Source organism: Kribbella sp. NPDC056861 (genome assembly GCF_040687575.1).
Taxonomy (GTDB): Bacteria; Actinomycetota; Actinomycetes; order Propionibacteriales; family Kribbellaceae; genus Kribbella.
In genome coordinates, this window is the sequence record NZ_JBFBNQ010000002.1 from 280,157 (window position 1) to 292,164 (window position 12,008).

Annotated in this window: 11 protein-coding genes; 2 read left to right on the forward strand and 9 right to left on the reverse strand. The window is 67.2% G+C overall.

Annotation, left to right across the window (positions count from 1 at the left end; genetic code table 11):
- Positions 1-83 precede the first annotated feature (83 nt).
- Positions 84-1,295, reverse strand: coding sequence for a radical SAM family heme chaperone HemW (hemW, locus tag AB0P21_RS08380; RefSeq protein WP_363694853.1), 1,212 nt, complete (start codon positions 1,293-1,295; stop codon positions 84-86).
- 87 nt (positions 1,296-1,382) lie between these two features.
- Here hemW and AB0P21_RS08385 point away from each other — a divergent pair, with 87 nt between their 5' ends.
- Positions 1,383-3,398 (forward strand): MDR family MFS transporter, encoded by a 2,016-nt coding sequence (locus AB0P21_RS08385; protein WP_363694855.1) that lies wholly within the window; start codon positions 1,383-1,385, stop codon positions 3,396-3,398.
- 286 nt (positions 3,399-3,684) lie between these two features.
- On the opposite strand, the gene AB0P21_RS08390 is transcribed toward AB0P21_RS08385, so the two are convergent.
- From AB0P21_RS08390 to AB0P21_RS08410, 5 genes are read right to left on the reverse strand one after another with little or no spacing between them, the layout of a single operon-like run.
- A complete protein-coding gene (locus AB0P21_RS08390; RefSeq protein ID WP_363694857.1) occupies positions 3,685-4,287 on the reverse strand; it encodes a helix-turn-helix transcriptional regulator in 603 nt (200 codons plus the stop codon).
- 42 nt (positions 4,288-4,329) lie between these two features.
- On the reverse strand, positions 4,330-4,962 hold the full coding sequence (locus AB0P21_RS08395) for a nitroreductase family protein (RefSeq protein WP_363694858.1): 633 nt from the start codon (positions 4,960-4,962) through the stop codon (positions 4,330-4,332).
- A 17-nt stretch (positions 4,963-4,979) separates the two neighbouring features.
- Positions 4,980-5,861: an aminoglycoside phosphotransferase family protein gene (locus tag AB0P21_RS08400; RefSeq protein ID WP_363694860.1), complete on the reverse strand. Its 882-nt coding sequence runs from the start codon at positions 5,859-5,861 to the stop codon at positions 4,980-4,982.
- A 15-nt stretch (positions 5,862-5,876) separates the two neighbouring features.
- Positions 5,877-7,868 carry a GMC family oxidoreductase gene (locus AB0P21_RS08405; RefSeq protein ID WP_363694861.1) on the reverse strand — a complete coding sequence of 664 codons (1,992 nt, stop codon included), beginning with the start codon at positions 7,866-7,868 and terminating at the stop codon, positions 5,877-5,879.
- Positions 7,855-8,757 (reverse strand): aminoglycoside phosphotransferase family protein, encoded by a 903-nt coding sequence (locus AB0P21_RS08410; protein ID WP_363694863.1) that lies wholly within the window; start codon positions 8,755-8,757, stop codon positions 7,855-7,857. Before AB0P21_RS08410 ends, AB0P21_RS08405 begins: the two co-directional genes overlap by 14 nt.
- 36 nt (positions 8,758-8,793) lie before the next feature.
- On the opposite strand from AB0P21_RS08410, the gene AB0P21_RS08415 reads away from it, so the two are divergent.
- On the forward strand, positions 8,794-9,615 hold the full coding sequence (locus tag AB0P21_RS08415; RefSeq protein WP_363694865.1) for a PHP domain-containing protein: 822 nt from the start codon (positions 8,794-8,796) through the stop codon (positions 9,613-9,615).
- On the opposite strand, the gene AB0P21_RS08420 is transcribed toward AB0P21_RS08415, so the two are convergent.
- From AB0P21_RS08420 to AB0P21_RS08430, 3 genes are all read right to left on the reverse strand, one after another.
- The gene (locus AB0P21_RS08420) at positions 9,510-10,805 is read right to left on the reverse strand and encodes an MFS transporter (RefSeq protein ID WP_363694866.1); all 1,296 of its coding nucleotides are present in this window, start codon (positions 10,803-10,805) and stop codon (positions 9,510-9,512) included. The two genes, AB0P21_RS08415 and AB0P21_RS08420, sit on opposite strands and share 106 nt — an antisense overlap.
- A 10-nt stretch (positions 10,806-10,815) precedes the next feature.
- Positions 10,816-11,403 (reverse strand): NAD-dependent epimerase/dehydratase family protein, encoded by a 588-nt coding sequence (locus AB0P21_RS08425; RefSeq protein WP_363694868.1) that lies wholly within the window; start codon positions 11,401-11,403, stop codon positions 10,816-10,818.
- A gap of 90 nt (positions 11,404-11,493) precedes the next feature.
- The gene (locus tag AB0P21_RS08430) at positions 11,494-11,970 is read right to left on the reverse strand and encodes a MarR family winged helix-turn-helix transcriptional regulator (RefSeq protein ID WP_363694870.1); all 477 of its coding nucleotides are present in this window, start codon (positions 11,968-11,970) and stop codon (positions 11,494-11,496) included.
- Positions 11,971-12,008 lie beyond the last annotated feature (38 nt).

Consider the following 12,008-nt stretch of genomic DNA (forward strand, 5'->3'; position numbering starts at 1 on the left):
ACATACCAGCAGGTAATGTCACCGAGTGAAGCACGCCGGTGACGGATCGCTGTTTTTCCTGGCTTTTTCCTGAGACCGGGCCGTCAGGGCAACAAGTCGCGGACCACGGCGTCGGCCAGCAGCCGACCACGCGGAGTGAGCACCAGGCTGCCCTGGGTCTCGGTCAGCAGATCGTTGCCGATCGCATCGATCGCCGCCTTTTTCCCGGCCTCGTCCAGGACGTCGAGCGGCAGCCCGGCGGCCAGCCGGATCTCCAGCAGCACCCGCTCGACCCGGCGCGTCTCGGCGTCCAGGATCTCCCGCGCGTACGCCGGACTGGCGCCCGCGGCGAGCCGTTCGGCGTACGCGGTGGGGTGCTTGACGTTCCACCAGCGGACGCCGCCGACGTGACTGTGCGCGCCGGGGCCGATCCCCCACCAGGTGTCGCCGCGCCAGTAGAGCTCGTTGTGGCGGCAGCGGGCTTCCGGCGTACGGGCCCAGTTGGAGACCTCGTACCAGCCAAGGCCGGCGCTGGTCAGCAGTTCGTCGGCCAGGACGTACTTGTCGGCCAGGTCGTCGTCGTCCGGCATCGGCAGTTCGCCGCGGCGTACGCGGCGGGCGAGTTGGGTGCCATCCTCGACGATCAGGGCGTAGGCGCTGACGTGGTCGGGCTCGGCGGAGAGCGCCGACTCCAGTGACGTGCGCCAGTCCTCCAGCGATTCGCCGGGGGTGCCGTAGATCAGGTCGAGATTGACGTGCTCGAAACCGGCAGCGGTTGCCTCCTTGACCGCTTCCAGGGCTCGTCCGGGCGTGTGCTTGCGGTCCAGGATCTGCAGGACGTGCGGCGTCGCGCTCTGCATCCCGAACGACACGCGATTGAATCCCGCCTCGCGGATCGCGGCCAGGTACTCCGGGTCGACCGACTCCGGATTCGCCTCCGTGGTCACCTCGGCGCCGGGGGCCAGGCCGAACTCGTCGCGCACCGCGGCCAGCATCTTGCCGAGATCCGCGGCCGGCAGCAGGGTCGGCGTACCGCCGCCGAAGAAGATCGTGTCCACCGGCCGGTCCAGGTCGCCCAGCACCTGGCGGGCCAGCCGGACCTCGGCCACCGCGGTTTCGGCGTACGAGGCCTGTGAACCGCCGCCGCCGAGCTCCTTGGCGGTGTAGGTGTTGAAGTCGCAGTACCCGCAGCGCGCGGCGCAGAACGGGACGTGCAGGTAGAACCCGAACGGACGGCTGGCCGCCTCGCGGACAGCGGACTCCGGCAGCGACCCGTCCCGGGGCGCAACCTCCCCCTCGGGCAGTGTCGATGGCACGTCACCATCGTACGGGCCGGGAGATCTGAGACCGGATCGCGGTGATTCCGTGGTAGCGCTCCGTGCTTGAGTCGCTACATTCAGCTCATGGAGACCGAGGCCCGTCCCGTCGGAAAAGCCACCCAGAACGCGGTGGTGGTCGCGATCATGCTCGGGATGCTGCTCGCGGCGCTCGACCAGACCATCGTGGCGACCGCGCTGCCGACCATCGTCAGCGACCTCGGCGGCGCGAACCACCTGTCCTGGGTGGTGACGGCGTACCTGCTGGCCGAGACGATCATGACCGCACTGGTCGGTAAGTTCGGCGATTTGTACGGGCGCAAGCGGATGTTCCTGATCAGCGTCGTGCTGTTCCTGGCCGGGTCCGCGCTCTGCGGAATGGCCGACTCGATGCTCTGGCTGGTCGGGTCGCGGGCGGTGCAGGGCCTCGGCGCCGGCGGGCTGATGGTGACCGCGACGGCGGTGATCGCGGACGTCGTACCGCTGAGCGAGCGGGGTAAGTACCAGGGCTTCATCGGCTCGGTCTTCGGCGTCTCGACCGTCGCCGGACCGCTGCTCGGCGGGCTGTTCGTCGACCAGCTGAGCTGGCGGTGGGCGTTCTACGTGAACATCCCGCTCGGCATCGTGGTGCTGGTGGTGGCAGGCTTCACGCTGCCGTCGGTGAAGGCTGCGGTGAAACCGGCGATCGACTATCTCGGCATCCTGCTGATCGGGCTGTCCGCGACCGGGCTGACGCTGGTGACGACCTGGGGCGGCAACGAGTACGGCTGGACCTCGCCGACGATCATCGTGATGGCGGTCGGATCGCTGATCGGGCTCGGGCTCTTCGTGCTGGTCGAGCAGCGGGCGGCCGAGCCGTTGCTGCCGATGCGGTTGTTCAAGTCCGGGGTGTTCTCGGTGTGCGCGTTGCTGAGCTTCGTGATCGGGTTCGCGATGCTGGGCGGGGTGACCTTCCTGCCGACTTATCTGCAGTTCGTGCACGGTGCTTCTGCTACTGAGTCGGAGCTGCAGATGCTGCCGCTGGTGATGGGGCTGCTGGTCGCGTCGATCACGGTCGGGACGATCATCAGCAAGACCGGGCGGTACCGGCTGTTCCCGATCGTCGGATCGCTGATGATCGCGGCTGGGTTGTATCTGCTGTCGCTGATGACGAATCAGACGTCGTACGTGATGACTGCGGGGTTCATGGTGGTGCTCGGTCTTGGGGTCGGGCTTTGCATGCCGGTGCCGACGGTCGTGGTGCAGAGCACGGTGGACTATGCGGATCTTGGGGTCGCCACGTCGGGGGTGAGCTTCTTGCGGACGATGGGGAGTTCGTTCGGGGTGGCGGTTTTTGGGTCGTTCTATGCGTCGACGTTGCCTGAGAAGTTGGCTGGTGCGGTGCCTGCTGGGGTGGATCCGCGGCTGGCTACGTCTGTTGAGGGTGTGCGGTCTTTGCCTGCTGGTGTGCGTGAGCCGATCACGGCGGCGTACGCGGATGCTTTGCATGTGGTGTTTTTGGCCGCAGTACCGGTTGCTGTGATTGGGTTGCTGGTTGCTTTGCTGTTGAAGGAGGTGCCGCTTCGCGACACTGCCCGGGTGGCGGCGGGTGGTAACTCGGGGGTTGGCGACAGCTTCGCGGCGCCGGCTTCGTTTGACTCCGAACATGAGTTGCAGAAGCTGATCTCGCTGGTCATCCAGAACCACAAGGGGAATCCGGGGCCCGAGGTGCTGGCTCAGTCGGGGATCCCGCTGTCGATTGCTCAGGCTTGGATGATCATGCGGGTCTTCCGCGGGGGTGCCGAGAACGGCTCCGCTACTTTGCAGGAGATCTCCGGTGATCTGAAGGTGCCGCCGGGGGTCTTCGAGCCGCTCGCCGCGCGGTTGGTTGCTGATGGGTATCTGTCTGAGACGCTTGGGCACTATCGGTTTACGCCTACTGGGTTGGAGATGTTCCAGCGTTTTGTTGGTGCCTACCGGGTGTGGATCCTTTCTCACCTTGACGATTGGGATCCCGAGAACGCGCCTGCCTTCTCAGCTGCGGTGGACCGCCTGGCCGAGCAGATGATCGACCGAGGCCAATCACTCACCACCGGCAAACACGCTGCGCTGATCCCCGCCTAGTTGCCCCGCGCTCCGCTTCCCTACGCGCGCTCCTCCGTCGCGTGCTTCGGTCGCTTGCTCCCACCCACCCGTCTCTCAAGTTGCGGCTGTCACCGCTGGCGCCTACCGCGAGTTTGTCGAGCCTGCTTTGCACGCCTAGCGCGTGGTTGCCCCGCGCCCGCACCTACGCGCGCTCCTTCGTCGCGTGCTTCGGTCGCGAGCTCCCACCCACCCGTCTCTCTGGTTGCCGCTGTCACCGCTGGCGCCTACCGCGAGTTCGTCGGTCCTGCTTTGCACGCCTAGCGTTCTATGCCGTCGTCAGGTCATGGTCAGAGATGAAAATCCCCCGAGCAGCAAGCCACTCCGGAGTGTGCTTCCTGGTCCAGTCAGCGCCTCGGCGAACATTCGCCTGCAGCCACGGCTCTGCCAGCCGAGGACCCTCCGTCCACCGCGGAACCCGCTGACCGCCGTGCTGCTCGAACTCGTGGCCTATCAGGACTGCGAGCAACGTGTCGTAGCGCGGATCCGCGATCTCCCGACTCCGCAGCAACCACGCATCACCAGTCGGGTCGTCGGTACGCAACTGGTAGGCCAGTTGGTCGCGTGCCTGCAGCACCAGCTTGAAGGCCCAGTCCTCGTCGCCGTCGGCCAAGGCCGCGTTGATCTGGTCGATCGTGCGATCCGGCGTCATCCAGCCGTGGGCGCGACTGCTCTTCAGCCCTCGAGCAATCCGCAGAGCGCGCTGATAGAGCGCCGCCGACGGGATCGTCCGACCGCTCATATACGCGGACAACCGCGGTCGCGAGGTACCGATCAATCGCGCGAACGCCGCCTGCGTCAGGCCGGCGTCGGCCACCGCTGATCGCATGTCCTGCGCGATCTCCGCGCGCTCGTAGTCGGCAACCTCCACCTGCTCAGCGTATCGAATTTGATACAGCTGGCAGCGGAGTGATCAGCGACCCCACTGGCCTCGGTGGATGACGTCCTCGGGTCGGCGCCTGCGGTCTGCCACCGTGGCCTTCTGCGGCGGCAGATCCTCCGCGCGGTAGCCAATAGCAATCGCACCGACCGGCTGATACTCCTCAGGCACGCCAAACTCCGTCCGGAACCGCTCGATATGCGCTGGGATCTCGGAGTCCGGGCGACCTTCGCGGGCCTGGGGCATCAGCCAGAAGAGGAACGCCCCCAGCCCCTCGTCGACGGCTGAGAGCAGCATCATCAACGTGGCCATTCCGGTGTCGACGTACCAGTACGGCGCCGGCCATTTCGCCTCGGCGCGGTCCTGCCAGCTCTTGTCGGGCTCGGCGTATCGGGCGAGATAGCTCGCCTTGTGGGCCATCGGAACGACGACCAGTGGCGCGTTCTGCATCCGCGGGGTGTGGCGGGTCTGGTTGGGGACGAACGGCCAGAATCTGGCCAGGTCCTCCGGTTCGGTCAGAACCAGGAAGCCCCAGCCTTGTGCGAAGCCGGCTGACGGGGCTCGGAGGGCACTCGCCAGGATTCGCTCCACGAGTTCGGGCTCGAGCGGTCGGTCGGCGAACTCTCGCACCATCCGTCGGCGGCGAATCACCTCGCTGAACTCCATCGAGCAGACTCTACGGTTCAATCCAGGTCGGCGACGGCTCGGTTGGTGGCGGCTCGGAGAGATGACTCGCCGAATTCGATGCTCCAGAGGGTGTCCTTGACCGCGCACGCTTGCACCCAGCGGATCACCTGGTGCCGGTCCAGTTCAGCGGCCTCGGCGAAAGCAGTCAGCAGGTCGCCCAGCGGTTCGGTCAGCGTGTGCCAGCGGTCGCGGAGCAGGTTGACGGCGTCGTACGCGGGGTCGCCGACCCAGCCTTTCGGGTCGATCGCCAGCCAGGGCTCTCGATCGGCTTTCAGGACGTTGCTGAAGTTCAGGTCGCCGTGGACCAATGAGTTCGGCTGGTGTTGGGACAGCTCGCGGCTGGTCTCGACAGCTCGCCCGACGAGTCGATCCGCCAGCGGGGCGGATAGTCGCCGCTGCCTGGACTCGATCTCCGTTGCCCAGGTGTCGGCAACAGCCTTCAGTGAAGGGAACCCCTCCGGGGCGGGCACGGCCAGGCGGCGGTTCAGGGCGCCTGCGATCGCCATTTGTTCGAAGGGGTCCGGCACGTCGCGCAACGAGTGCGTGCCTGCCTTCTCCAGCACCGTCGCGAATGCCGGAGCGTCGTGCTCCAGTAGACGCACCGCGCCACGGCCTGCCCACGTGGCTAACGCCTTCGGTTCGGCGAGGTTGCCGGGATGCGGGAAGGAGGCCTTCAAGACGGCAGCAGCTCCATCGGCCCGAAGTACCGGTACGACGATGCCGACCGCGCCGTGCATCGGTGCACCCGACGGCACCAGGCTCCACTGGGTCAGCAAGCGATCGATCAGGTCCGGCAGGGCATCGATCCACGCGAGACCCGCCAGACCTTCACGCGAGGCGATCTCCCGCGCGAACGACTCCGGAACGACCCACGCCACACCCCGGACCACCGATCAGCCGCCTTCGCAGATGCGGGTGGCGATGCGCAGGCTGTTCGCCAAAACGGTGAGGACCGGGTTGACGCCGCCATTCGTCGGGTGCAGAGAAGCATCGGCGACATAGACATTGTCGTGCGACCAAAGCCGGCCATACGGATCCGTGACCGAGTGGGCGGGGTCCGCGCCCATCCGGCAGGTGCCGGCTTGATGTTGGCCGACGCTAGGACGATTCGTCGTACCGAGCCTGGAGACCACGGTCCGGTGGGCGCCGGCTTCTTCGAGCCATTGACGGGCCTTGTCGCCCAGGAAAGCTTGGGCTCGCAGGTCTTCGGGGTGGATGGAACCGTCGAGGCGGAGTACCGGGAGGCCGAAGCGATCGGTGACCGCGGGGTCGAGGCGGACTCGGGAGTCGGCGGAGGTGACCTCCTGGATCGGGCCGACGACGCGTAGCATCCGGCGGGATTCGCGCCGCATGGCTTGGTTGCTGGCGGCACCTGCTCGTGGGATCAGGCCGGCTGCTGTCAGGTAGTCGTACGTCGCGGCCGGGGTCGGTACGAACTCGTTGGCGAGCATTCCGCCGCCGATGATGCCGTCGTTGCCGTGCCGGAAATCGCAGGTCGCGATGGAGACGCCGGGGCCGATCAGGTCGGCCACCTCGTTGTGGAAGAGGCCGATGGCGCCGCCGTAGACGTGGGCCTGTAGATAGCGGCCGACTTGGTCGTGATTGTTGCCGATGCCCTGTGGTTCAAGGGGATGCGCGCTGTTGAGCAGCAGGCGTGGGGTCTCGGTGGCGCCGGCCGCGATCACGACTTCGCCGCAGTTCACGGTACGCCGCCAGACGCGTTCGCCGTCCATCGCGACCAACTCGACGCCGGTGACTCGACCGCGAGCGTCGGTGACTAAGCGGGAGGCCGTGGTTTCCGTGACGAGTGTGCACAGCCCGGTCGCCAGCGCGGCGGGCAGCGCTGTGTTGTGGGTCCCCGCCTTCGCGTCCACCGGGCACGCGAACCCGACGCATTGCCCACACCGCACGCAACCCGCTCGTCCCTGATACTCGACCGAGTTGATCAGCAGCGGTACGTCGAGGGTCCCCCAGCCAAGGCGATCCGCGGCGTCAGCCAGCAACCGCGTAGGCGCAGTACGGGGTAATGGTGGCATCGGCAACGGAATCGACCGCGGCTCATGCCACGGATCCACCCCGCCGCCACTCACCCCGAACCGCTGCTCGGCCAAGCTGTAGAACGGCTCCAGCTCGGCGTACGTGATCGGCCAGTCGGCCAGCCCACTCCCGTCCGGTACTCCGTACGCGCTCGCCATCGTGAAGTCGAGCGGCACAAATCGCCAGGCCTGCGCGCCGTAGACGCGAGTCCCGCCGCCCACCGTGAAGGCGTTGTTGCCCCAGGCACCGTCCGGCGGCAGGACGACTCTCGCTTCGCCATCGCCGGAAACCACGCGCGGTCGGCCACTCGAAGCCGGGTCGGTCGGCGCCGGAAGGCCAACCACAGAACGCGGATTGCGCAGGTGGTCGGTTGCCAGCGACGCGGTTGACGGATAGTTGCCCAGCTCCACGACCAGCACGGTTCGCCCCGACTCGGCCAGCACTTGCGCCGCAGTACCGCCGCCGGCTCCGGAGCCGATGATCACGCAGTCGTAGCTGTCAGCCAGCGCTTCTCGTGGGGTCAATGCCAGTGCGGTCTCGACCGTCTCCCATCCACCCGCCGCGTCGGGCCGCCAGCCGACCGAGGGCCAGGTTGACGGTGAGGCGTAGTACCCCTGCATCAGAAGGCGAAGGAGCCAAGCCCCATCGACATCTGCCAGCACCCCGTCCAGACCAATTTCACCATCGACAACTTCCAACGCGCGATCGATGCGGGCACCCCAGTCAGGGCGGTCCTCGGTGAGGACGCGTTCCACGAAAGCCACCGGATCGAAGTACTGACCACCCTCCGCGATCGCCGCCTCGGCCAACCGCGCCAGCAGGCCGCGCTGACGATCAGTGAGCCGCATGAGCGAGCACCCGCGTCAGCGCTGCCCGGCCCGCCGGACCCCAGGTCGGCTTACCGCCACGCCGCCCTCGGTCGCCGGCCAGCCCGATGCTGATCAACCCCAGCGCCCGGTACGCCGCCCAGGCAAGCGCGCGCCGCATCATCGCGTCGTCCACAGCGCCATACGACTCGAAGAACCGCCCGGCCGCACCCTCCGGCAACAGCAACCACGCCGCGGCGAGATCCGTCGCCGGATCGCCCGCGCACAGGTCGCCGAAGTCGATCACCCCGGACAACGAACCACCCGTGACCAGCACATTCGCCGGATGCAGATCCGTGTGCAACCAGACCAGCGGCCCCTCCCAACCCGGCGCAGCGACACCCGCATCCCAGACCGCACGAACCGCACCAGCAACGGCAGGTTCCCCATGATCACCGAACTCGCGCAGTCCGTGCTCAAAACCATCAACCAACTCGCTCAACCCAACACTGCGCTCCGGACTCACAGGCGCATCCGCAGGCGCCGCGACATGCAGCGCCTTGAGAAACCCAGCAAGCACCTCAGCCGACTCGACCCGCTCGATCGGCGATCGATCCGCCGGCTCCCCCTCAACCCACCTGACAACATGCCACGGCTTGGGAAACAACCCCGACGCGTGACCGGCGCGCAACGGCACAGGAGTCGGCAACGGCAGCCGGTCAGCCAGCAGCGGCAACCACCGCAACTCCTTCTCCAGCAGCGAAGGCGCTCGCGGAGTCCGCGGAATCCGTACTGCGTACTCCGACCCCAGCCGCCACATCTGGTTGTCCCACCCGCCGACCACCTCGCGGATCGCCAGCTCAGCGAGATCCGGATGCTGCTCCCGCAGCATCCCCCGCACCAGCGCTTCGTCGACCGCGATCTCGTCCATGACCAGAAAACCTACCCCTCGGGCAGAATGCCTGACATGGACCTCCCCGGCGACGGCCACGTGCACAGCGAGTTCTCCTGGGATGCCGACGAAGGCGACCTGGAGCTGACCTGCGCTCGCGCCGTCGAGCTCGGCGTACCGTCGGTCGCGTTCACCGAACATGTCGACTTCACGCCGTTCCGGGCAGGCTTCCTGGCCGGCAAGTTCCCGGATTTCGTCACCGACGGCATCATGCACGCCCCCGAACTCGATGCCCAGGGCTACCTGGAGTCGGTGCAGAGGTGCCGGGCGAAATACCCGCAGCTCAGGATCCTCACCGGCCTGGAGATCGGGCAACCCCATCTCCACGGACCGGAGCTCGACAACTTGCTTGCCCAAGGCACCTTTGATCGACTGCTCGGCTCACTGCACTGCATGCTCGACGGCACCGAGTACGCCGAACCGTGGGAGCTGATCCCCGCCCACCCCGCTGACCAGGTCTTCCGCTCCTACCTCCGCGAGATTCCGGCCATGGTGAACGGGTCGGACCTGTTCGAGGTGTTCGCCCACATCGACTACCCGATCCGCTCCTGGCCCGACGACGCCAAGCCCTTCGAGCCGAAGGACTTCGAGGACGAACTACGTCTCGCCCTGCGAGCCCTGGCCGACGGTGAACGCGCGCTGGAGATCAACACCAGACTCCCCCTGCACCCGACGATCCTCGGCTGGTGGCCGGAAGAAGGCGGCCGGCGCGTCACCTTCGGCAGCGACGCTCACCTGCCTGCAGCCCTCGCCACCGGGCTCGCCGACGCCGCCACCTTGGCGTCGTCCATGGGCTTCAGACCTGACCGCCGACCGGGAGATCCCTGGCTGTTCTGAAGGCGAAGCTGCGCAATCAGACTGATCGCCGCCAGCAGAATCGTGACCGCGGTGTACCAGAAGACAGCCGGTACTTCGCCCAGCGGCCCGACGAGCTGACCCTCGACAATGATCGGCACCCCCAGCGCGAGGTACGAGACAAGGTAGATGCCGGCCACCACCCCTGCGCGCTGATGCGGCGCCGCGAGCGGAAAGATCAACCGCAGCGCCGCCGTGAAGGACGCCCCGAAACCAACGCCCGCAACGGCCTGCCCAACGATCACGACCGCCAGACTGCCGACCAAGACCCCGGTGATAATGCCGACCGCGCCGATAATGGAGGCGTAGATCCCGATCGTCATCGCCCGCCGCGGCGCGACGTTAGCGAAGGCCAAGCCGATCACGGCCGAGACCGCCGGCGCGACGAATCCCGCGAACCCGTTGAGCAGTCCGCTGTCCATATGGAAGACGCTCCGGACCATGCTCGGCGCCAACCCACCGGACAGTCCCGCGAGCATCCAGACCGCGGCGACCACCGGGGCAGCCGCGATGAACTCCCTGCGTGTGGCCGATGGGAAGGCGAGCCGCGGGACCAGCGAACGCAACGCCCCGGCTGCCCGCGGCGCGGTCTCCGGCGAGAACGCGATCGCGAAGATCCCCAGCACGGTGGCGACAGTGAGCACCACGAAGATGACCGTGTTCGCCGACGGCGTCAGCTGGATCGCGAGCCCGGCGAGCAACGAGCCGCCACCGAGACCGCCGGTCAACCCCACGCTGCCGAGGATGGTGCCGAGCCGTTTCCGGTTCGCCGGCGCGACCTCGACCAGCGCCGCGGTGAACGCCGAGGTCGCCACCCCACTGGCAACGCCCTGCACGATCCGGCCCGCGATCACCCAGCCGACGTCAGCGGCGAACAGGAACAGCAGGTTCGACGCAACCTGGACGACCAGCGCGCCGATCAGTACCGGCCGCCGGCCGAGGTAGTCGGACAACGATCCCGCGGTCAGTACCGCGGCGAGAAAGCCGATCGCGTAGACAGCGAACGCCAACGTCAGCATGGACGGCGCGAAGTCCCACTGCTCCTTGTAGACCACCAGCAGCGGAGTCAGGGCGCCGGCCGCGAGGTACATGCTGGTGAACGTGATTGCCCCACCCGCCAAGGCCAAACCGGCCGGCAACGTACGCCGGGTGGAGATCTGTGGTGATGACACAACGGACTCCTCAGTCAGTGATGATGACGACGCCCGAGGCGGCGTCGAGTGCTGCGACGGTCAGCTCGGCAGCACGGTCGATCTGCACCCGAGGCTCCGCGGGGATCTGCTGCTCGTTGTAGGTGCCAGGCCCGTAGAACTGTCCATAGCTCAGCACCACGCCTCCCTCGGCGAGCACCGACTTCTCCAGCGACACGATGGCCTCCGCCTGAGGTCCGGCCGGCATCGGCCAGGCGACGCTCTGCACCAGCAACTTCGGTGATCCACTCGCCCGGGCCGCGTCGATCAGGTTCTGGTTGCCCTCGGTGCGGATCCGCGCATTCAGCTCCGCGTGATCACCGATCTGAGCCAGGTCGTCCGGCAGGTCGGTCAGCTCATTGACGATCAGGTCGGGCCGGAAGTCCGCCACTGCCTGCAGCAGCGCCTCGCGCTCGAACACGTCGACCACGATCGGCTCCGCGCCGAGCCGCTCCAGCAACGCCTTCTTGCCGGCCGAGCGCGTCATCCCACCGACCACGTGCCCGTCCTGCACCAGCAGCGGGATCAGCCGCTGCCCGATCACTCCGGAAGCGCCGGCCAGGAAGATCCGCTTCGCCATGGTTTTCTCCTCAATCTCGTTATTCTGGATATTTGATGTCCAGGTTCTGATCTCGACGATAGACCTCGGCCACCAGCCGGTCAACCCCGGCTACCCGACCTCGGTCTCCTCGGCGGCGTACCTGTCCAGCAGCCCGCCGATCCGGTCCAGAACCTCGCGAGCCAGCGCGTACTCCGCCACCCCGAACTCCTCGTCGAACCGCTGCTCCAGCTCGATCAGCCGCTCGAACCCACGCCCCGCGACCAGCCGCCCGTACTCCGTGTAGGTGACGAGTTTCGCCCGCCGATCAGCCGGATCCGGGCACATCTCGAGGATCCCGAGACTCACCATGTCGCGGACCACCTCACCCATCGACTGCCGTGTGATCCCCGCCCGCTCGGCCATGTCGATGGCCCGCCCACCCTCCTCACCCAGGGTCGCGAAGACCGCGTTGTGCGCCGGCTTCACCTCGGTGTAGCCGCGCAGATGCGCGTTCCGCACCATGTCGGCCTGCATCACCCGATTCGCCCGGTCGATCAGCGCGATCAGCGGCTTGCGGTCCGGCCGCGGCAGATGACCCCTTGACATCCGTAAGGATCCCTTCCAATATTTCGACAGGAATCCTT